General features: G+C 70.7%; 22 protein-coding genes. 7 read left to right on the forward strand and 15 right to left on the reverse strand.

Annotated elements, in window-relative coordinates; translation table 11 throughout:
• Window positions 1-513 precede the first annotated feature (513 nt).
• Window positions 514-1155, reverse strand: a complete 642-nt coding sequence (locus ABZZ04_RS25085; protein ID WP_356934456.1) for a DNA-3-methyladenine glycosylase — start codon at window positions 1153-1155, stop codon at window positions 514-516.
• Between the two features lie 75 nt (window positions 1156-1230).
• Between ABZZ04_RS25085 and ABZZ04_RS25090 the strand changes: the two genes are divergently transcribed.
• From ABZZ04_RS25090 to ABZZ04_RS25100, 3 genes are all read left to right on the forward strand, one after another.
• Window positions 1231-2013, forward strand: coding sequence for a sporulation protein (locus ABZZ04_RS25090; RefSeq protein ID WP_356934457.1), 783 nt, complete (start codon window positions 1231-1233; stop codon window positions 2011-2013).
• 59 nt (window positions 2014-2072) lie between these two features.
• Window positions 2073-2612 carry a YbhB/YbcL family Raf kinase inhibitor-like protein gene (locus ABZZ04_RS25095; RefSeq protein WP_356934458.1) on the forward strand — a complete coding sequence of 180 codons (540 nt, stop codon included), beginning with the start codon at window positions 2073-2075 and terminating at the stop codon, window positions 2610-2612.
• Window positions 2613-2759: 147 nt separating this feature from the next.
• Window positions 2760-3266, forward strand: a complete 507-nt coding sequence (locus tag ABZZ04_RS25100; RefSeq protein ID WP_356934459.1) for an HNH endonuclease — start codon at window positions 2760-2762, stop codon at window positions 3264-3266.
• 72 nt (window positions 3267-3338) lie between these two features.
• Here the strand turns inward: ABZZ04_RS25100 and ABZZ04_RS25105 are convergent, their stop codons facing one another.
• The 4 genes from ABZZ04_RS25105 to ABZZ04_RS25120 form a co-directional block, all read right to left on the reverse strand.
• Window positions 3339-4106, reverse strand: coding sequence for a sulfite exporter TauE/SafE family protein (locus tag ABZZ04_RS25105; protein WP_356934460.1), 768 nt, complete (start codon window positions 4104-4106; stop codon window positions 3339-3341).
• Window positions 4107-4200: 94 nt separating this feature from the next.
• The gene (locus tag ABZZ04_RS25110; protein WP_356934461.1) at window positions 4201-5136 is read right to left on the reverse strand and encodes an SPFH domain-containing protein; all 936 of its coding nucleotides are present in this window, start codon (window positions 5134-5136) and stop codon (window positions 4201-4203) included.
• A 145-nt stretch (window positions 5137-5281) separates the two neighbouring features.
• Entirely contained in the window at window positions 5282-5710 is a 429-nt protein-coding gene (locus ABZZ04_RS25115) for an NfeD family protein (protein ID WP_148833943.1), read from the reverse strand.
• A gap of 177 nt (window positions 5711-5887) precedes the next feature.
• Entirely contained in the window at window positions 5888-6685 is a 798-nt protein-coding gene (locus tag ABZZ04_RS25120) for an ABC transporter ATP-binding protein (protein ID WP_356934462.1), read from the reverse strand.
• A 143-nt stretch (window positions 6686-6828) separates the two neighbouring features.
• Between ABZZ04_RS25120 and ABZZ04_RS25125 the strand changes: the two genes are divergently transcribed.
• Complete coding sequence (locus ABZZ04_RS25125; RefSeq protein WP_356934463.1) at window positions 6829-7620, forward strand: hypothetical protein; 792 nt, start codon at window positions 6829-6831, stop codon at window positions 7618-7620.
• A 186-nt stretch (window positions 7621-7806) separates the two neighbouring features.
• On the opposite strand, the gene ABZZ04_RS25130 is transcribed toward ABZZ04_RS25125, so the two are convergent.
• From ABZZ04_RS25130 to ABZZ04_RS25140, 3 genes are all read right to left on the reverse strand, one after another.
• Entirely contained in the window at window positions 7807-8055 is a 249-nt protein-coding gene (locus ABZZ04_RS25130) for a chaplin (RefSeq protein WP_356934464.1), read from the reverse strand.
• Between the two features lie 187 nt (window positions 8056-8242).
• On the reverse strand, window positions 8243-8887 hold the full coding sequence (locus tag ABZZ04_RS25135) for a response regulator transcription factor (RefSeq protein ID WP_356934465.1): 645 nt from the start codon (window positions 8885-8887) through the stop codon (window positions 8243-8245).
• Window positions 8880-10025, reverse strand: a complete 1146-nt coding sequence (locus tag ABZZ04_RS25140) for a GAF domain-containing sensor histidine kinase (RefSeq protein WP_356934466.1) — start codon at window positions 10023-10025, stop codon at window positions 8880-8882. The genes ABZZ04_RS25135 and ABZZ04_RS25140 overlap by 8 nt, the downstream gene beginning before the upstream one ends.
• 498 nt (window positions 10026-10523) lie before the next feature.
• On the opposite strand from ABZZ04_RS25140, the gene ABZZ04_RS25145 reads away from it, so the two are divergent.
• Window positions 10524-11303, forward strand: a complete 780-nt coding sequence (locus ABZZ04_RS25145) for a transglycosylase SLT domain-containing protein (RefSeq protein ID WP_356934467.1) — start codon at window positions 10524-10526, stop codon at window positions 11301-11303.
• 100 nt (window positions 11304-11403) lie between these two features.
• Here ABZZ04_RS25145 and ABZZ04_RS25150 read toward each other — a convergent pair whose 3' ends face one another.
• The gene (locus tag ABZZ04_RS25150) at window positions 11404-13959 is read right to left on the reverse strand and encodes an FHA domain-containing protein (RefSeq protein WP_356934468.1); all 2556 of its coding nucleotides are present in this window, start codon (window positions 13957-13959) and stop codon (window positions 11404-11406) included.
• Between the two features lie 452 nt (window positions 13960-14411).
• On the opposite strand from ABZZ04_RS25150, the gene serB reads away from it, so the two are divergent.
• Window positions 14412-15668: a phosphoserine phosphatase SerB gene (gene serB, locus ABZZ04_RS25155; protein WP_356934469.1), complete on the forward strand. Its 1257-nt coding sequence runs from the start codon at window positions 14412-14414 to the stop codon at window positions 15666-15668.
• 235 nt (window positions 15669-15903) lie between these two features.
• Here serB and ABZZ04_RS25160 read toward each other — a convergent pair whose 3' ends face one another.
• The 4 genes from ABZZ04_RS25160 to ABZZ04_RS25175 form a co-directional block, all read right to left on the reverse strand.
• Entirely contained in the window at window positions 15904-16422 is a 519-nt protein-coding gene (locus ABZZ04_RS25160) for a histidine phosphatase family protein (protein ID WP_356934470.1), read from the reverse strand.
• A gap of 141 nt (window positions 16423-16563) precedes the next feature.
• Window positions 16564-16776 (reverse strand): hypothetical protein, encoded by a 213-nt coding sequence (locus tag ABZZ04_RS25165; protein WP_356934471.1) that lies wholly within the window; start codon window positions 16774-16776, stop codon window positions 16564-16566.
• Window positions 16777-16950: 174 nt separating this feature from the next.
• A complete protein-coding gene (locus ABZZ04_RS25170) occupies window positions 16951-17061 on the reverse strand; it encodes an SGM_5486 family transporter-associated protein (RefSeq protein ID WP_262375349.1) in 111 nt (36 codons plus the stop codon).
• 26 nt (window positions 17062-17087) lie between these two features.
• Window positions 17088-18335, reverse strand: a complete 1248-nt coding sequence (locus tag ABZZ04_RS25175) for an MFS transporter (RefSeq protein ID WP_356934563.1) — start codon at window positions 18333-18335, stop codon at window positions 17088-17090.
• A 312-nt stretch (window positions 18336-18647) separates the two neighbouring features.
• Between ABZZ04_RS25175 and ABZZ04_RS25180 the strand changes: the two genes are divergently transcribed.
• The gene (locus ABZZ04_RS25180; protein ID WP_356934472.1) at window positions 18648-19322 is read left to right on the forward strand and encodes a FadR/GntR family transcriptional regulator; all 675 of its coding nucleotides are present in this window, start codon (window positions 18648-18650) and stop codon (window positions 19320-19322) included.
• Between the two features lie 103 nt (window positions 19323-19425).
• Here ABZZ04_RS25180 and ABZZ04_RS25185 read toward each other — a convergent pair whose 3' ends face one another.
• Window positions 19426-19803: a hypothetical protein gene (locus tag ABZZ04_RS25185; RefSeq protein ID WP_356934473.1), complete on the reverse strand. Its 378-nt coding sequence runs from the start codon at window positions 19801-19803 to the stop codon at window positions 19426-19428.
• A gap of 203 nt (window positions 19804-20006) precedes the next feature.
• On the reverse strand, window positions 20007-20774 hold the full coding sequence (fabI, locus tag ABZZ04_RS25190; RefSeq protein ID WP_356934474.1) for an enoyl-ACP reductase FabI: 768 nt from the start codon (window positions 20772-20774) through the stop codon (window positions 20007-20009).
• Window positions 20775-20779: the final 5 nt, after the last annotated feature.

Consider the following 20779-nt stretch of genomic DNA (forward strand, 5'->3'; position numbering starts at 1 on the left):
TGGCAGGCCGGGGTATCAACATATCTGGCGTTGACTTTTGGCACGCTGTTGAGTTCTCAAGGAACGGACGCTTCCTTTGTACTCACCCTCTCGGGCTTTCCTCCGGGCTTTTCCCTCCGGTCTTGCGTTTCCGACTCTATCAGATCCTTCCGGACCCGATTCCCAGTCAGCGGGATTCGCCTTCCAGGTCCTCCGCTTCCGCGTTTTCCCTTTCCGGCCCTTCCGACTCTACCAGAACCTTTTCCCGTTCCGTTTCCGGACCGGATTCCGAATTCTCGGTGACCGTCGAAGTGGTCTTTTGCCTTTCGGCTTCCGCTACGTTAACCGATTTCCCTGGCGGCTCATAATCGAGCCGTGGGAACGAATTACGGCATGCCGAATTCGCACCCGTCCGGGTGAGTCGTAGGTAGTGGTTGGCCGCTGCCAGGTGCTCGGATCCGGTCCGATGGACTGAATCGACAGCAGTACCCGTTCAAGCGGCTCGGACAACATTAGGTGTCCCTCAAGAGCGAGTCAAGTTGCGCGGCGGCGTGGCACGTGGGCCCGGTAGGGGCTCACCGTGGGGTCTCCGTCGATCCAGAAGCGCCAGGGATGTGTGGCCCCGTCGCCGCCCACCCCGGTGCGCGGACCGTTGCGTACCTGGTCGCGTGGTGGTGGGGTGCCGTGCAGCACGGAGAGCGGGGCTCCGGGGTGGGCGATGGCGTCGGTGCCGTTCAGTTCACGGTCGATGCCGAGGGCGGTCGCCAGCCGGGCCGGTCCTTTGGCCAGTTCCTTGTCGTTGCGGGCCGAGTTCCGGCGTTCGCGGGTGAGCTCGGCACCGACCTGGATGTCGCCGGCGCGGAGCAGGACCCCGCTCGCCCTGCCCTCCGGGCCGCACACCAGGTTGAGGCAGTGCCACATGCCGTAGGTGAAGTAGACGTACGCGTGTCCCGGCGGTCCGAACATGACGCTGTTGCGCGTGGTGCGGCCCCTGAAGGCGTGCGAGCCGGGGTCGATCTCTCCGGCGTACGCCTCCACCTCGGTGAGACGGAGTTCGATCGGGCCCTCGGGGGTGGCGCGTACCAGGATCCGGCCCAGGAGATCGGGGGCCACGTCCAGCACGGGGCGGTCGAAGAAGTCGCGTGTCAGTGGCGTACGGTCCATGCCCTCGATCATGGCGGTCGAGGGTACCGGGAACCGACTACGGTCGTGACGCGTATGTAGTGAGGTCAGGACCAAGGAGGAGTAAACATGGGCTTCAAGCGGCTGCTCGCGAGTCTGGGTGCCGGTGGTGCTTCGGTGGAGACCGAGCTGACCGAGCTGAACGTCGTACCGGGTGGGGTCGTCCAGGGCGAGGTGCGGATCCAGGGCGGATCCGTGGCCCAGCAGATCGAGAGGCTCTCCGTCGGCCTGCAGGCCCGGGTCGAGGTCGAGGGCCAGGACACCGAGACCAAGCAGGACATCGAGTTCACCAAGCTTCAGCTCGGTGGGGCGTTCGAGGTGCAGGCCGGTGCCGTGCACGTCGTGCCGTTCGGGCTCGAGATCCCCTGGGAGACGCCGATCACGATGTTCGCCGGGCAGCACCTGCACGGGATGAACATCGGTGTGACCACGGAGCTGGAGATCGCGCGGGCGCTGGACTCGGGCGACCTGGACCCGATCAACGTGCACCCGCTGCCGGCCCAGCAGGCCATCCTCGACGCCTTCAGGCAGCTCGGGTTCAATTTCCGCAGCGCGGACATGGAGCGCGGCCACATCCGCGGCACCCGCCAGCGGCTGCCGTTCTACCAGGAGATCGAGTTCTTCCCGCCGCAGCAGTACCGCGGGCTGAACCAGGTCGAGCTGTCCTTCGTCGCGGACGACCGCGAGATGGACGTCGTCCTGGAGATGGACAAGAAGCCGGGACTCTTCAGCGAGGGCAGCGACTCGTACCGCTCGTTCAAGGTCGGGCTGAACGACTACCAGGGGACCGACTGGGCGGCGTACCTCAACCAGTGGCTCGCCCAGGTCGGCGGCCAGCGCAACTGGCTCTAGGGTCGGTGGGGACCGGCTGACAGCAGTGACAGAGCGAAGCGATCAGGAGAGGTGCTGACGTGACCGAGCCGAAGAGGGCGCCGCTGCCGCACGACTTCCACCCCGAGGTGCCGTCGTTCACGGTGGTGAGCGAGGACCTCGCCCCCGGTGCCGTGCTGGCGGACGCCCAGGTGTTCGCGGGCGGGAACATCTCGCCGCAGCTGCGGTGGGAGGGTTTCCCGGCGGAGGCCAAGAGCTTCGCCGTGACCTGTTTCGACCCCGACGCCCCGACGGGCAGCGGATTCTGGCACTGGGTGCTCTTCGACATCCCGGCGTCGGTCACGGAGCTTCCGGCCGGTGCGGGCAGCGGGAAGTTCGAAGGGCTGCCCGCCGGTGCCGTGCAGGTCCGCAACGACTACGGCTCGAAGGACTTCGGCGGCGCCGCGCCGCCGGCCGGGGAGAACCACCGCTACGTCTTCACCGTGTACGCGGTGGACACCGAGAAGCTGGGGGTCGACAGCGACGCGTCGCCCGCGGCCGTCGGATTCAACCTGCGTTTCCACACGCTGGGCCGCGCCCAGCTGATCGGCGAGTACGCGTCCCCCGCCCAGGAGGCGTGAGCCGAGAGTTTCCCCGCTGTTCGCCCTGCCCCGGTCCCGAATGAGACCGGGGCAGGGCATTTTTTATTGCGTTGTCCATCCCGGCCCGCCCCGCCAGAGTTGATCCGGGCCTGCCAGGGGGCGGGCGGCACACGGGAGGTGGGCGAGATGCGGGACACGCTGGTACTGAACGCGAGCTTCGAGCCGCTGTCGACGGTGACGCTGAACCGTGCGGTGGTGCTGATCCTGCAGGACAAGGCCGTCGTCGAACAGTCGCACCCCGACCTCCGCATGCGTGGCGCCGCCGTGGACATTCCGGTGCCCCGGGTGATCAGGCTCTGCCGGTACGTACGGGTGCCGTTCCGAAGACACGCCCCGTGGTCCAGGAGGGGCGTGCTGGTGCGGGACCAGCACCGGTGCGCGTACTGCGGGCGGCGGGCGAGCACCGTGGACCACGTCGTCCCGCGGGCCCAGGGCGGTCAGGACACCTGGCTCAACACGGTTGCCTCCTGTGCCGAGGACAACCACCGCAAGGCGGCCCGGACGCCCGAGCAGGCGGGGATGCCGCTGCTGCGCCAGCCGTTCGTCCCCTCCCCCGCGCAGGCCATGCTGCTGGCGCTGGGGGCCGACGCGGGGTCGGAGCTGCCGGACTGGCTGGACAGCGCCGCGGCGTGACCGGTGTGACCGGCGTACGCGTTTCGCCGTGACGGGAGCCCGTCCCTCCGGGGGCGGGCTCCCGTGCGTCGGTCAGCGGAGCAGCAGCTGGACGATGGCGACCGTGCCGACCGCGACGATGAGTACGCGCAGGACGGTGGGGCTGAGGCGGCGGCCTATCTTCGCGCCGATCTGGCCGCCGATCGCGGAGCCGACGGCGATCAGCACGACGGCCGTCCAGTCGAAGTCCGCGACGAAGAGGAAGAAGAGCGCGGCGATGCTGTTGACGATGGCGGCCAGTACGTTCTTGACCGCGTTGAGGCGCTGCATGGTGTCGTCGAGCAGCATGCCCATGAGGGAGAGGTAGATGATCCCCTGGGCGGCGGTGAAGTAGCCGCCGTAGACGCTGGCGAGCATCAGCCCGACGAAGAGGGGCGGGCCGCCGTCGGCGTGGGCGGGGGTGCCGTCGCGGTCGCGCCGGCGCTGGACGGCTTTGCTGATGCGTGGTTGCAGGATGACCAGGACGAGGGCCAGGGCCACCAGGATCGGCACGATCGTCTCGAAGGCCGTGGAGGGCAGGGCCAGCAGCAGGACGGCGCCGGTGAAGCCGCCGATGAGGGCGGCGACGGAGAGCCTGAGCACACGGCGGCGCTGCCCGGTGAGTTCCTCGCGGTAGCCGATGGCGCCGCTGATGGAGCCGGGGATCAGGCCGAGGGCGTTGGAGACCGTGGCGGTGACCGGTGGCAGCCCGGTGGCGAGCAGCACGGGGAAGGTGATCAGTGTTCCCGAGCCGACGATCGTGTTGATCGTTCCGGCGCTGATGCCCGCGGCGAAGACGGCGAGCATCTCCCAGATGTTCATTGCGTGTCCCCCCGTGCAGGATCGGTGCTTGATGCACTGATCATGCACGAGGGTATGTACACGTCAGTCGGCTGGGGGGGTGCCGTGCCGGCCCTCAGTCGAGCGGGGGCTCTTCGCGGCGTTCCTTGCTCGCGCCGGTGTCGAACCCGGGGGCGCCGTTGCCGAGGTTGCCGAAGGCGCCGCTGAGGCCCTTGAGCGCGTCGCCGATCTCGCTGGGCACGATCCAGAGCTTGTTGGCGTCGCCCTCGGCGATCTTCGGGAGCATCTGGAGGTACTGGTACGAGAGGAGCTTCTGGTCCGGGTCCCCGGCGTGGATGGACTCGAAGACCGTGCGGATGGCCTGGGCCTCGCCCTCGGCGCGCAGGGCCGACGCCTTGGCCTCACCCTCGGCGCGCAGGATCGCGGACTGCTTCTCGCCCTCCGCGGTGAGGATCGCGGACTGGCGCGTTCCTTCGGCCTGGAGGATCGCGGCGCGCTTGTCGCGGTCGGCACGCATCTGCTTCTCCATCGAGTCCTGGATGGAGGTGGGCGGCTCGATCGCCTTGAGCTCGACGCGGTTGACGCGGATGCCCCACTTGCCGGTCGCCTCGTCGAGGACGCCGCGGAGGGCCGCGTTGATCTCCTCGCGGGAGGTCAGGGTCCGCTCCAGGTCCATGCCACCGATGATGTTGCGGAGGGTGGTGACGGTGAGCTGCTCGATCGCCTGGATGTAGCTGGCGACCTCGTAGGTCGCGGCCCGCGCGTCGGTCACCTGGTAGTAGATGACGGTGTCGATGTTGACGACCAGGTTGTCCTGGGTGATCACCGGCTGCGGCGGGAACGGCACGACCTGTTCGCGGAGGTCGATGCGGTTGCGGATCGAGTCGATGAACGGAACGACGATGTTCAGCCCGGCGTTGAGCGTACGGGTGTAGCGGCCGAAGCGCTCCACGATGGCGGCGCTGGCCTGCGGGATGACCTGGATCGTCTTGATCAGGGCGATGAAGACGAGCACCACCAGAATGATCAGGACGATGATGATCGGTTGCATCGTTCCTCGTTGCCCTTCGGTTGCCGACGGATCGCGATGATCGAGGTCGAGATCGCGGGAGGGGCCGGCTGTCGTGACGGCCCCGGTCTCAATGATGATCTACATCGAGTCTGGCAGAACAGGCCCTGCCTTGTGGGCGGTTCGGTCACATGACGACTGCTGTTGCTCCGTCGATGTCGACGACATCGACCTGTTGTCCCGGGTCGAAGCTCTGGTCCCCGTCGAAGGAACGGGCGGACCAGATCTCCCCGGCCAGCTTGATCCGGCCACCGCTGCCGTCGACCCGTTCCAGGACGACAGCCTGACGACCCTTCAGGGCGTCGATGCCGGTGGAGAGTTGGGGCCGGTCGTTGCGGTGTCTGGCGGCGATCGGGCGGACCACGGCGATGAGCGCCACGGAGACCACGACGAACACCAGCACCTGGGCCACGATGCCGCCGCCCAGTGCCGCGACGACCGCCGCGGCGACCGCTCCGACGGCGAACATGCCGAATTCGGGCATCGCGGTCAGGACGAGCGGGATGCCCAGTCCCACCGCGCCGATCAGCCACCACACCCACGCGTCGATGTCCACGTGGTCATGGTAGGACCGCGAAGGCCCTCACGGACAGGGCACAATCGGGCAGCCCCGGTCCGTCGCGCCGGTCGGGTCCGCGGCGCGCGCCGGGTTTCGCCGTATTCGTTTGTGCCCGCCGTGCCCGGGGCCGCTCCGGCCCCGTGGCCGGCGAGGGCCCCGCGGGTGCGGGGGTCGTCAGGAGAGCGGCAGGCCGTGGGCGGTGTACCGGTCGCCGGTGTGTTCCACGACGAGCGGCAGGCCGAAGCAGAGGGAGAGGTTGCGGGAGGTCAGCTCGGTCTCCATGGGGCCGGCGGCGAGCACCTTGCCCTGCCGGATCATCAGGACGTGCGTGAAGCCGGGGGCGATCTCCTCGACATGGTGGGTGACCATGATCATGGAGGGGGCGTACGGGTCGCGGGCCAGTCGGCCGAGGCGGCGGACCAGGTCCTCGCGGCCCCCGAGGTCGAGTCCCGCCGCCGGCTCGTCGAGGAGCAGCAGCTCGGGGTCGGTCATCATGGCGCGGGCGATCAGGGTGCGCTTGCGCTCGCCCTCGGACAGGGTGCCGAACTTGCGGTCGAGGTACTCGGTCATGCCGAGCCGGTCGAGGAAGGCGCGGGCGCGCTCCTCGTCGACGGCCTCGTAGTCCTCGTGCCAGGTGGCGGTCATGCCGTACGCGGCGGTGAGCACGGTCTGCAGGACGGTCTGGCGCCGGGGCAGCTTCTCGGCCATGGCGACGCCCGCGATGCCGATGCGGGGGCGGAGCTCGAAGACGTCGGTGCCGACGCCGCCGAGCTGCTCGCCGAGGACCGTGGCGGTGCCGGTGGTCGGGAAGAGGTAGCTGGACGCGATGTTGAGGAGGGTGGTCTTGCCGGCGCCGTTCGGGCCGAGGATGACCCAGCGCTCCCCCTCCTTGACCGACCAGGAGACGTCGTCCACCAGAGCGCGTCCGTCGCGGACCACGGATACGTCCACCAGCTCCAGTACATCGCTCATGGCGCGTTGTCTCCCCATGCAGTGTCGAGATCGTCGCGTGCCTGTGGGCACAGCTCCCAGGAAAATCTACGCCACCGCGCGAGTGCTCCCGGCGCTGGGCCCGTGCGACCACGGGGACCCGGCCGGTTCCCTAGGCTGTCGCCATGCTTTCGGAACCACGCTCAGGGCTGTTGGCCTCTTGGGGAAACGCGCTTCTGGCAGGACTCGTGTCACCGGACGACGCGGTGCTCGCCATTGTCGGGAAGGACGCGGTGCACCGTGTCGAGGGACTGCCGGGCGAGGCGGGGCCGGTCGGGCTCACGCTGGCGCTCGGGCGGTTGCGGGGGCTGGGGGTGACGGGGTTCCGGGTGGCGCTTCCGGCGCCCGGCCATCCGCTGGGGCTGAGCGGACCGCCGGACTTCAACGCGCGGGCGCTGGAGGCCGAGGAGGCGGTGGTGGCCTTCGGTGCGCCGTACGGGCTGGTTCCCGAGGTGCACGAGGCGGGGCCGGCGGGTGATCTGCACGTCGAGGTGGTGTGGCGGTGTCTGCCGGTGCGGGAGGCGCCGCCGGCCGACGTGCCGTCGCTGGGCGAGGCGGAGCGGGAACTGGCCGAGGCGCTGCGGGACGCGACGGCGGTGCTGTCGCGGCTGGACGTGGCCGGTTCGGGGCCGGTGGCCGAGGCCGCCGTGGACGCGTACCGGGCGCGGACGGAACGGGGGCGCGAGGTGCTGGCCCCCGGATATCCGCCGCGGGCGGTGCGGGTGCTGGAGCTGGCGCAGCGGGTGGGGCTGCTGATCTCGGTGGCGTACGGGAACGGGCACGGCGGGGCGGTGAGCGCTTCGGAGATCGCGGCCCGGGGCGAGGCGCTGCGGCCGGTGGAGCGGGTGGCCCGGCGGGCGCAGGTCGCCGCGTACAACGCGTACGTGGAGGAGCGGGAGAGGGAACGGGGGCGGTAGTTCGGGGTCCGTGGTCGGGTGCGTCCGGGGTGGACCGCGTGCTGTGCCGTGGGGCGGGGCGGACGTGTCGGGTCCGTCCCGCCCCACGGTGCACGACCGCGGGGCCGGTCGGTTCGTCCGGCCGGTTCATTCAGTCGGACTGTTCGTTCGGCCGGCCGGTCGGGGCAGCCGTTCGGGCCGGCCGGATCAGCCGTTCAGGCCGAGGTTGCCGAAGGCCGGGTTGAGCAGGCCGACCACATCGACCGTGTTGCCGACCGCGTTGACCGGGACGTGCACGGGGGCCTGGATGGTGTTGCCGCTGACCACGCCCGGGGAGTGGGTGGCGGTGCCGTCGGCGCCCGCGCCGTGACCGGCGGCGGAGGCCGCGCCCGCCCCGGCGGCGACGATCCCGCCGGCGATCATGGCGACGGCGGCGGCCTTCTTCAGGTTCTTCACTTCAGCGTCCTCCTGGTGTGGCTGCGGCCGACCGCCGCAGCTTCCTGGAGAACGCCTCGCCCCGGGACGGGTTGCGCCGTCCGGGTGACATACACCCGACAGTATGAATCTCAGCCCGGAGGGCAACGGTCCGCTCCGCTCCCCCGGCGGCCGACTCCATCGGCGGCCGGACCGGATTCACCGGTATTCAGCTCGCCGCTCCGTGCCGGACGGCCCACAGGGCCGCCTGGGTCCGGTCCGCGAGGTCCAGCTTCATCAGTATGTTCGAGACGTGCGTCTTGACGGTCTTCTCGGAGAGGACCAGCGCCCGCGCGATCTCGCGGTTGGAGCGGCCGTCGGCGATCAGGCCCAGCACCTCCCGCTCCCGCTCCGTGAGGGTGTTCCCCCGGCCCGTCCCCCCGCCCGGTTCCTCCTGGGCGAGCAGGGCCTCCGCGACCTCCGGCTGGAGCAGGACGTGCCCCGCGTGCACGGAACGGATCGCGCCGGCCAGGGCGTCCGGGTCGACGTCCTTGTACACGTAGCCGGAAGCCCCGGCACGCAGTGCGGGGACCACGGTGCGCTGCTCGGTGAAGCTGGTGACTATGAGGATCTTGGCCGGGTTCTGGAGCTCGCGCAGCGTGCGCAGCGCCTCGATGCCGTCGGTGCCGGGCATCTTGATGTCCATCAGGACGACATCGGGGCGGAGCTCCTCGGCCCTGGCCACGCCCTCGGCGCCGTCGGCCGCCTCGCCGACCACCTCTATGTCGTCCTGGATCTCCAGGAACGTGCGCAGCCCGCGGCGGACCACCTGGTGGTCGTCGACCAGCAGCACCCTGATGATCTTGTCAGCCACCGGGGACCTCCATCTCGATCGTGGTGCCCTCGCCGGGCGCCGATTCAACGGTGAGCCTGCCGCCGACGCCGCCGGCCCGGTCGCGCATCGACACCAGGCCCAGGTGCCGGCCCGCCCGCCGGGTCGCCGCGGGCTCGAAGCCGCTGCCGTCGTCGGCGATCCGCAGCAGCGTGCCGCCGTCGCGCCGGGCCAGGGTGACCGCGACGTGCTCCGCGCCGGAGTGGCGCAGCGCGTTGTGCAGGGCCTCCTGGGCGACCCGCAGCAGTGCTTCCTCCTGGGCGGCCGGAAGGGCTCGTACGCCCAGGCTCTCGAAGGTCACCCGGGCCGTGTGGGCCCGGTCCAGGACCTGGACCTGGGTACGGAGCGTGGCGACGAGACCGTCCTCGTCGAGCGCGGCGGGGCGCAGCTCGACGACGGCGGCCCGCAGCTCGTCCACGGCTTCGGCGGCGAGCACGGCGACCTGTTGCAGCTCGCCCTTGGCCCGGACCGGGTCGCGGTCGACCAGGGCGGTGGCGGCCTGGGCCGTCAGCCGCAGGGAGAAGAGTTTCTGGCTGACCGCGTCGTGCAGCTCGTGGGCGAGCCGGGAGCGCTCCTCGGCGATGGTGAGCTCGCGGCTGCGTTCGTACAGCCGGGCGTTGGTGAGGGCGATCGCGGCGTGCTGGGCGAGGATGGCCAGCAGGTCCTCGTCCTCGGCGGTGAAACCGCAGCTGCCCTCGGGCTTGGGGCAGCGCTTGTTGGCGAGGAAGAGCGCGCCCATGACCTCGTCGCCGTCCCTGATGGGCAGGCCGAGGAAGTCGGACATGTCGGGGTGGGCCTCGGGCCAGCCCTCGAAGCGGGGGTCCTTGCGGACGTCGGCGAGGCGCTCGCACTTCGCCTCGTGGAGCATCGCGGCGAGGATGCCGTGCTGTCTGGGCAGGGGGCCGATGGCCTTCCACTGCTCGTCGCTGACGCCGTCGACGACGAACTGGGCGAAGCCGCCGTGGTCGTCGGGGACGCCCAGCGCGGCGTACTCGGCGTCCAGCAGCTCGCGGGCCGAGGCGACGATCGTCTTCAGGACGTCACGCACTTCGAGGTGTCGGCTCATGGCGAGCAGCGCGGCGCTCACGGCGGCCAGGCCCGATGGCGTGCGGTGGCTCATGGACCTCACCGTACCGGCGGGGTGCGCGCGCCGTATCGGCCTGTGGACGGCCCCGTATTAGGACCGGGGAACTAGGCCGCCCGGCCCATGACCGCACGGCGGGATCCCGCCCGCGCGCCCTGTCCCGCATGCCCCGCGGGCGCGCCGCCGGGCGTCCGGGAACGGTCGACGCACCCTCCGCGGTACCGGACCATGACGCTCCGGATTGCGGAAGCAACGGTTGGTGAAACCGTTACGCGCCCGATGTGAGGCCGCGCATAGGACCCACATCACTTACGAAGTCGACTAGTGGAGGCATAAGCGCCACATCAGTGGGCATGAGCGGGGTTCCGCACGACCGAGCGGGACGCCGATCCACTACCCGGGGTCGTACGTCACATCTTTGCCACCCGATTTTGCCGCCGCTAAGAATTGCTCCCGTCCCCGACGGAGATGCGAAACGCGCCTCCCGTCTTCGTCCTCCGTGAGGACTTCCGCGATTCGAAGAGGTACGTCTGCATGTCCGCGTCCAGCATCACCGGCCGTCGCCGTCGCCTGAACAAGGCCCAGAAGTTCTCCGTCGCGGGTGTTTCCGCCGCCGCGGTCGCCGCGCTCTCGTTCTCGCTCGTCCCCGCCAACGCCGAGACCAAGACCGAGGCCGAGGCTCCCGTCTCCGCCGCCCCGGTGGTCCTCGCGTCGGCCGCCGGTGCCCCGCAGGCCAAGACGGTGCAGGCCAGCATCATCGAGCAGCACTCCACCGCCGAGAAGCTGATGAAGGCCGCCGACCGGGCCAAGGCCGAGAAGGCCGCCGCCGCCAAGAAGAAGGCGGCCGCCAAGGCCGAGGCCGCGGCGAGGACGAAGGCCGCCGCGGAGGCCAAGGCGAAGGCCGCCGCCCGTACGAAGGCGAAGGCGAAGGCCGTCGCCGAGCGCACCGAGACGCGTGCCGCCAGCCGTTCCCAGGCCCGCACCCCGGTGTACGCCAACAACCTGGACGGCTGGATCCGGCAGGCCCTGGACGTCATGCGCGCCAACGGCATCCCCGGTTCGTACGAGGGGCTGCACCGCAACATCATGCGCGAGTCGACCGGCAACCCGAACGCGGTCAACGGCTGGGACGTCAACGCCCAGAACGGCACCCCGTCCTGCGGTCTGCTGCAGGTCATCCGGCCGACGTTCAACGCGTACCACGTGCCCGGCACCTCGTCGAACATCTACGACCCGGTCGCCAACATCACGGCCGCCGCCAACTACGCGGCCGACAGGTACGGCTCGATCGACAACGTCAACAGCGCGTACTGAGCCGGCGCCCGGACACCGCACGCACACGCCGAAGGGCGGCACCCCGCGGGGTGCCGCCCTTCGGCGTCCGGTGCCGGAGCGTCCGCCCCGGCACCCGTGATCACTTGCGCATGACCTCCGGCTCGTGGCGGCGCAGCAGCCGGGCGACCGCGAAGCCGCAGATGACGCCGAGGACCAGGAGCACCGTGATGTTGATGCCCCACTGACCGGCCGTGTGCTCCCACAGCGGGTCCAGGTCGGTCGGGTTCTTCGGGTCCCACGGCGGCATCAGGTGCGCCAGGTCGAGCGTGGCGCCCGCGCCCGCGATGGCCCAGCGGGACGGCATCAGCCAGGCGAACTGCTCCAGGCCGGGCGAGCCGTACACCTGGAAGAGGATGCCGGTGAAGACGACCTGGACGATCGCGAACATGACCAGCAGCGGCATGGTCTTCTCGGCGGTCTTCACCAGCGAGGAGATGACCAGGCCGAACATCATCGAGGTGAAGCCGAGCGCGATGATCGTCACGCAGAGCTCGACGGCCGGCGGCATGATCAGGCCCTCTTCGGGCAGGTCGCGGGTGGCGAAGCCGATGCCGCAGATGATGACGCCCTGGAAGGCGGTGATCACGCCGAGGACGATCACCTTGGACATCAGATAGGCCGAGCGGGACAGGCCGGTGGCCCGTTCCCGTTCGTAGATGACGCGTTCCTTGATCAGTTCTCGTACGGAGTTGGCCGCGGCGGAGAACGTCATCCCGATCACCAGGATCAGCATGATCGTTCCGGCGTCCCCGTTGAACCGGGACGGCGGCTTCGGCGGGGCCAGGCCGAAGTCGGCCGGGATGACCACGCTGACGACGCCGAGCACGGCGGGCAGGATCACCATCAGGCCCATGAAGCCCTTGTCGGACGCGATCACCGAGACGTAGCGGCGCATCAGCGTCCACAGCTGGGCGGACCAGCTCTGCGGCTTCGGCGGGCGCATCTGCTGCGGGGGCGGCATGTGCACGGACTGCGCGGCGACGGCGTCGATGTCCGCGGCGTACATCTGGTAGTGCTGCGAACCGCGCCAGCGGCCCGCCCAGTCGTAGTCGCGGTAGTTCTCGAACGCGGAGAAGACGTCGGCCCAGGTGGTGTAGCCGAAGAAGTTGAGCGCTTCCTCCGGCGGGCCGAAGTAGGCGACGGAACCGCCCGGCGCCATGACCAGCAGCTTGTCGCAGATGGCCAGCTCGGCGACGGAGTGCGTGACGACCAGGACCGTGCGGCCGTCGTCGGCCAGGCCGCGCAGCAGCTGCATGACGTCGCGGTCCATGCCCGGGTCGAGGCCGGAGGTCGGCTCGTCGAGGAAGATCAGCGACGGCTTGGTGAGCAGTTCGAGCGCGACGGAGACGCGCTTGCGCTGGCCGCCGGAGAGCGAGGTGACCTTCTTGTCCTTGTGGATGTCGAGCTTGAGCTCGGCGAGGACTTCGAGGATCCGGGCCTGGCGCTCGGCCTCGGTGGTGTCCGCGGGGAAGCGGAGCTTGGCCGCGTACTTGAGCGCCTTGATGACGGTGAGTTCCTTGTGCAGGATGTCGTCCTGCGGGACCAGACCGATGCGCTGGCGCAGCTCGGCGAACTGCTTGTAGAGGTTCCGGTTGTCGTAGAGGACGTCGCCCTGGTTGGCGGGCCGGTAACCGGTGAGCGCCTTGAGCAGGGTGGACTTGCCGGAGCCGGACGGGCCGATGACCGCGATGAGGGACTTCTCCGGGACGCCGAAGGAGACGTCCTTGAGGATCTGCTTCCCGCCGTCGACCGTCACCGTGAGGTGGCGGGCGGAGAAGGAGACCTCACCGGTGTCGACGAACTCCTCGAGCCGGTCGCCGACCAGGCGGAAGGTCGAGTGACCGACGCCGACGATGTCGTTGGGGCCGATGAACGCGGAGCCGGACTTGGAGAGCGGCTGGCCGTTGACGTACGTGCCGTTGTGGGATCCGAGGTCGCGGATCTCGAAGCGGCCGTCGGGGGTCGCGTGGAATTCGGCGTGGTGGCGCGAGACCTGGAGGTCGGAGACGACCAGCTCGTTCTCCAGCGCACGACCGATGCGCATGACGCGGCCGAGGGCCAGCTGGTGGAACGTGGTGGGGCTGCGGTCGCCGTACACCGGCGGGGCCCCCGCGGCACCGCCCGCGCCGGGGGTGTTCGGCATGCCCTGCTGGTGCGGGACCTGGGGCTGCGGCTGCACGGGCTGCTGGGGCTGCCCCTGGGGGGCCTGCTGCCAGCCCTGCTGCGCGGCGGGGTCCTGCGGTGCGGGCCAGCCGGCGCCGCCCTGCTGCTGCGGCTGCTGCACGGGGGCCTGCGGGGCACCCGCGCCCTGAGCGTTGTACGCGGCGCCCGCCGGGGCGCCCAGGCTCAGCAGCGGTCCGTCGGTGGCGTTGCCGAGATGCACGGCGGAGCCGGGACCGATCTCCAGCTGCTGGATCCGGCGCCCCTGCACATAGGTGCCGTTGGTGCTGCCGTGGTCCTCGATGGACCAGCTACGGCCGTTCCAGCTGATCGTGGCATGGCGCCACGAGACCCTTGCGTCGTCGATCGTCAGGTCACCCTGCGGATCGCGCCCGAGGGTGTACGACCTGGACGGATCGAGCGTCCAGGTCCTTCCATTCAATTCCAGTACGAGTTCCGGCACTCCGCGCCCCACTAGTTGTCCCCCGAGTTACCCCCATCACAGGGAGCCTAGGGATGCTGAACATCGTGGGGAACTATTCCAGGAGCGGTCCCGGATACGAAAGTCGGACGGGGCGAAGACCCGGCCCAGACCTGCATCGTTACGGTGTCGGCACGAAAAACTGGGGACGTGAGCCACAAGTCGCGACGAACAGTGGCAGATCATCGGCAAGCGGGTCGAACCATGGCATTCACTCCTGATCGCGGGATGATCCGGGTCATACACGCTCCGTCACCGCCCGGGTACGCGACCCGGTCACCGGGGGTCCATCCGGTCGTCACCCGGCGTTCCGGGAACCCGTCGCCGCCGGCCGTCCGAGGCCCGCACCCGGCGCCCGGCGCGGGCGGAGAACGGGGTCGACGCGCTGTCCGGCACTCGGGACGGGCCTTCGGCACCGCGGTGGGGACCGATACGGTGGAAGCACCATGAGCGCATCTCAGCCCCCTCAGTCCTCCCGGTCTCCTGAGCCCTCCGAGCCCCTCCGGGGCGCGGACACACCCACCCTTCTCGTGAAGATCTTCGGGAAGGACCGTCCCGGCATCACCGCCGGACTCTTCGACACCCTCGCCGCCTACTCGGTCGACGTCATCGACATCGAGCAGGTCGTCACCCGTGGCCGCATCGTCCTGTGCGCGCTGGTCACCGCCCCGGCCGCGGGCGGCACCACCGAGGGCGACCTGCGGGCGACCGTGCACAGCTGGGCCGAGTCCCTGAAGCTCCAGGCCGAGATCATCTCCGGCACGGGCGACAACCGGCCGCGCGGCCACGGGCGTTCCCACGTGACGGTGCTCGGGCACCCGCTGACCGCGGAGTCGACCGCCGCCATAGCGGCCACGATCACCTCCACCGGCGGCAACATCGACCGTATCTTCCGGCTGGCCAAGTACCCGGTCACGGCGGTCGAGTTCGCGGTGTCGGGCACCGGCACCGCGGAGCTGCGGACGGCCCTGGCCACGGAGGCGGCCGGGATCGGCGTCGACGTGGCGGTGGTGTCCGCCGGGCTGAGCCGGCGGGCGCAGCGGCTGGTCGTCATGGACGTCGACTCGACGCTGATCCAGGACGAGGTCATCGAGCTCTTCGCCGCCCACGCGGGCTGCGAGGACAAGGTCGCCGAGATCACCGAGCAGGCGATGCGCGGCGAACTCGACTTCGAGCAGTCGCTGCACGCGCGGGTGGCTCTGCTGGCGGGGCTCGACGCGTCGGTGGTGGACAAGGTGCGCGCCGAGGTGCGGCTGACGCCGGGCGCGCGCACCCTGATCCGTACGCTGAAGCGGCTCGGCTACCAAGTGGGCGTGGTCTCGGGCGGGTTCACCCAGGTCACCGACGACCTGAAGGAGCGGCTCGGGCTCGACTTCGCCTCCGCCAACACGCTGGAGATGGTCGACGGGAAGTTCACCGGGCGGGTCGTCGGCGACATCGTCGACCGGGCCGGCAAGGCCCGGCTGCTGCGCAGTTTCGCCAAGCAGGCCGGGGTGCCGCTGGCGCAGACCGTGGCGATCGGTGACGGTGCGAACGACCTGGACATGCTGAACACGGCCGGTCTCGGGGTGGCGTTCAACGCCAAGCCGGTGGTCCGCGAGGCCGCGCACACCGCGGTGAACGTGCCGTTCCTGGACACCGTGCTGTACCTGCTCGGCATCACCCGCGAGGAGGTCGAGGCCGCCGACGGCCTCGTCGACTGACGCGTTCCCGTTACGACGCTTCTGTAGGAACGTTCCTGCGGTGGCGGCTCCGCGACGGGGTCCCGTGCCGGGCGTTCCCGTGCGGGGACGTCCCGGTACGGGAAGGGCCCCGGTGCGATCGCACCGGGGCCCTTGCACGCGTCCGTCCCGTTCCGCCCGTGTGCGCACACCGGCCGTCCTGCGGCGAGCGCGCGGGCACCACGGGCGGGCTCGGCGGGCGGCGGGCTCGGCGTGGTCAGTCGTTGGGCGTCCAGTACTCGACCAGCCTGCCCACTCCGTGTTCCACGCCCTTCCAGGAGCCGTTGAACTCGACGACGGCGAACGCCGCGGTCGGGAAGCCGCCGCGGGACATCCGGGCCAGGGCGTCGCCCTCGGCAGAGTTCGAGAGTGCGTCGGCGACCGCGTGCATGCCGGGGTTGTGACCGATGACGAGAAGGTCGCGCACATCGTCGGGGGTCTCGTTGATCAGGGCGATGAGCTCACCGGGGGACGCCTCGTACAGGCGCTCCTCGTACACGGTCCTCGGCCGGTGCGGCATCTCGTGCACCGCCAGCTTCCACGTCTCGCGGGTCCTGGCGGCGGTGGAGCAGAGAGCCAGATCGAGGACGATCCCGGAGTCGACGAGTTTGCGGCCTGCGACGGGGGCATCCTTGCGGCCGCGCTCCGCGAGGGGCCGCTCGTGGTCGGAGTCCTGCGACCATTCCGCCTTTGCATGCCTGAGAAGGACGATCCTGCGAGGTGTATCGACGCTCATACACCTCAGCTTCGCACGAAATGGCCCGTCCGGCGCAGGGTGTTGACGTGCTCGTGCGACGTACGCGAACGGCTCGGGCCGGTCGTCGGGGCCGGGGGCGGAGGGTGTCGGCCGACCCGTCGGGGCCGCGGGCGGACGGCGTCAGGCGCTCACCAGGGCCATGACACGTGCGAGGAGTCGGCCGATCGCGGGGTCGGCGGTCGCGGCCTGCGCGTCACCGGTGCCGACGATCAGCAGCATCAGCGCGGCGAACGCGACCGCGGGCAGCACCACGGCCCACCACGGCAGCCGGACCTCGACACCGCCCGTGGCCGGGTGGGTGGTCCGGGGGTGGTGGTGCGTAGGGGCCGCCATATCCGCCTCCGTGGGGCTTCGGTGCCGGATCCGGGGGTTGCCGGATCCGATACCGGAGAACCTACGGATCCGCGGGCACCGTTCACATCCGGTGACCCACCCACTCGACCCTGACCCCAGCCCCCTAGGGGATGGTGGGGGCAGCCCCACCCCCGGCCGCGGCGCCGGGCCGGATCAGGGGGAGGCGACCGAGGCGATCACCGCGACCACCACGGTGATCAGCAGCATCGCCCCGAGCACGAGGAGGAGCTTCTTCTGGCCGTTCTGGGGATTCGGGTCGAGCACAGGAGACATGGGCACAGTCTCCCACCTCAGCATTCGTCCTCGATCGTCCGGGCCCGCCCGGCCAGGACCCCGACCGCCATCTGGGGCACCATGAGGCCCGCCATCAGGGCGATCGGCACCTCCCAGCCGCCGGTGTGCTGGTAGAGCACGCCGATCAGCAGCGGTCCGGGGATCGAGATCAGGTAACCGACGGACTGTGCGAAGGCGGACAGCCGCACGACTCCGGCACCGGTGCGCGAGCGCATGCCGATCATCGTCAGGGCGAGCGGGAAGGAGCAGTTCGAGATCCCCAGGAGCAGCGCCCAGGCCCAGGCCCCGCCGGCCGGTGCGAGGTAGAGGCCCGCGTATCCGACGAGGCCGCAGCTGCCGAGGAACAGGACGATCGGGCCCTGGTTCCGCATCCGGGAGGCGACCCTCGGGATGACGAACGCGAGGGGAACCCCCATCGCCATGGTCACGGCGAGCAGCACGCCCGCGGTGCCGGCCGAGACCCCCGCGTCGCGGAAGATCTGCGGCATCCACCCCATGGTGATGTACGCGGCGGTGGCCTGCAGGCCGAAGAAGCAGGCGAGGGCCCAGGCGGTGCGGCTGCGGGTGATCCGGAGGGCCGGGGCGTCCTGGCCGTGGCCGGCCGGCCGGGCCGAGGGGCCGCGCCGGTCCCGTACCACCGGGAGCCAGGGCAGGATCGCGGCGGCGGCGAGCACGGCCCAGACGCCGAGGCCGAGCCGCCAGCTGCCGCCCAGCGCGCTGGTCATGGGCACGGTCACGGCGGCGGCGAGCGAGGTGCCGAGGGCCAGGGCCATCGAGTAGAGCCCGGTCATGGAGCCGACGCGGTCCGGGAACCAGTGCTTGACGATCACCGGCATCAGAACGTTGCTGACGGCGATGCCCATGAGGGCCAGCGCGCTCGCTGCGAGGAAGCCCGCGGTGCCGCCGACGAGGGGGCGGATCACCAGGCCGGCGGTGATGGCGATCATTCCGGCGCAGACGACGGCGCCGGGCCCGAAGCGGCGGGCGAGGCGGGGCGCCATGATCCCGAAGACCGCGAAGCAGAGCGGCGGCACGGAGGTGAGGACACCGGCCACGCTGCCGCTCATGTGCAGGCCGTCCCGCACCTCTTCGAGGAGGGAGCCGAGGCTGGTGATGGCGGGGCGGAGGTTGAGTGCGGTGAGGACCAGCCCGACGGCGACCAGCCGGAGCAGCCAGGGCGCGGGCCCGGAAGCGGGCCGGGCCGCCCCCGGGCTCCGCAGGGCGCGCGGGGCCGGGGAATCCATGGGGGCTTCCGCCGTGGCGGCGGGGCCGAGGGCCCGGGTCTGGGGCTGGTTCTCATCGGACATGACTCCATCATAGAATCATGGGATGATTGGTTGTCCAATCCTCCGAGAACATTCGAGGGCCTCCGGGGAACCGTGCGGTGTTCGCGGGACGGCGCGAATCGTCCCCGCTCCCCGGACACCCGGAGCGACCCGCGCGCGTTGAGCAGGTGGAGGAAGCAGGGCGACCGGAGCACCTGGAACCACCCCGCGCCGCTTCTCCGCACCCGCATCCCCACGACCCGACTCCCCGCAACCCGACCAAGGAGCACCATGACGCTGACGTCCCCGCGGCGTTCGGCACTCGCCGACCAGGTGATTGCCCAGCTGAGGAATCAGATCACCTCCGGCGAATGGCCCGTGGGCTCCCGGATTCCCACCGAGCCCGAGCTGGTGGAGCAGCTGGGGGTGGCCCGCAACACCGTCCGGGAGGCGGTGCGCGCCCTCGCGCACAACGGCCTGCTCGACATCCGGCAGGGCTCGGGCACCTATGTCGTCGCCACCAGCGAGCTGGCCGGGGTGATGCACCGCCGCTTCGCCTCCGCCGATCCCCGGCACGTCGCCGAACTGCGCTCCACCCTGGAGTCGTCGGCGGCCCGGCTGGCCGCCGTGCGGCGCACCGAGCGGGATCTGAAGCAGCTGGACGCGCTCATGGAGCGGCGGGAGGGGGCCTGGGCCGCGGGTGACGCCGAGGCGTTCGTCGAGGCCGACGCGACACTGCACCTGGCCGTGGTCGCCGCCTCGCACAACGACGTGCTGACCGGCCTCTACGCCGACCTGGGCGATCTGCTGCGCCACTATCTCAGGGACGACATCGGCCACGAGCTGCGGCCGGAGAACCACATGGACCACAGCAGGCTGGTCGAGGCGATCCGGTCGGGGGACGCGGAGACGGCGGCCGCCGAGGCCGCGGGTCATGCCCTGAGCTGTCAGGTGGACCGGGTCTGACGGATCGCCCCGCGGGGCCCCTCCCACGGAACGGCGCTCACGACCCCGCGCCCCGAGGCGCCCACGGTCCCGCACTCCCCGGGCCCGCGCTCCAAAGCGGCGCTCAGAACGCGTCGCGCACCCGGTGCGTGACCCAGGCGGCCCCGACCTCCTTCCAGCAGCGGTCGTCCAGCCGTACGGTCCGCCCCGGGGCCACGTCGACCGGGGCCGCGTCGGCGTCGATGTCCCACCAGCGGCGGCACTCGGTGTGCAGCTGGACGCGATCGGTGGAGGGGTACGGGTTGTGGCAGTAGGCCACGACCCGGGAGCCCAGCACGGAGGTACGGCATTCGGCTCCGGCGGGTTCCGGGCCGGTGGCGGCGGGAGCGGGGGCCGGGGCCCCGGCCCGGCCCGCCATGGATATCCCCATCGGGGCGGCCAGTGCGGCGACGGCCGCGGAGGCCGTCAGCAGGGCCCAGGTCCGGCGACGCGTGGAGCGCATGGCGTCCTCCCTCCCCCGCAGCCTGACCAGAAGTCCGGTTCACCACATTCTGCGGTGGATCGACCTTCTTTTCGACTTGAGCGGCCCGGGGCGGACACCCGGGGCGGGCCTCGACCGGCCCGGGACCGGACGCGGACGCGCGACGGCCGCGCACCGCCCGGCCCGGGGCGGTACGCGGCCGTGTCACAGCCCGTGGTGCGGGATCAGGCGCCCATCATGTGCACGCCGCCGTCGACGTGGATGATCTCGCCCGTGGTCTTCGGGAAGAAGTCCGAGAGCAGGGCGACGACACCGCGTCCGGCCGGCTCCGGGTCCGCCATGTTCCAGGCCAGCGGGGAACGGGTGTTCCACACGTCCGCGAGCTCGATGAAGCCCGGGATGGACTTCGCGGCCATGGAGCCGATCGGCCCGGCGGAGATCAGGTTGCAGCGGATGTCGTCCTTGCCCAGGTCGCGGGCGAGGTAACGGGAGGTGGCCTCCAGCGCGGCCTTGGCCGGGCCCATCCAGTCGTACTGCGGCCAGGCGTACTGCGCGTCGAAGGTGAGGCCGACGATCGAGCCGCCGTTGTTCATCAGCGGCTTGCAGGCCATGGCGAGCGCCTTCAGCGAGAAGGCCGAGACGTGCATCGCCGTGGCGACGGACTCGAACGGGGTGTTCAGGAAGTTGCCGCCGAGCGCGTCCTGCGGCGCGAAGCCGATGGAGTGGACGACGCCGTCGAGCGAGCCGAGCTCGTCACGGACCAGGCCGGCGAGGCGGTCCAGGTGCTCGGTGTTGGTCACGTCCAGCTCGATGACCTTGGCCGGCTTCGGCAGCTTCTTCGCGATGCGCTCGGTCAGGGTGGGCCGGGGGAAGGCGGTCAGGATGATCTCGGCGCCCTGCTCCTGCGCCACCTTGGCGGTGTGGAAGGCGATGGACGACTCCATCAGCACACCGGTGACGAGGATGCGCTTGCCGTCGAGGATTCCGCTCATGGTGA

The sequence above is a fragment of the Streptomyces sp. NPDC006435 genome (assembly GCF_040612315.1).
GTDB lineage: Bacteria > Actinomycetota > Actinomycetes > Streptomycetales > Streptomycetaceae > Streptomyces.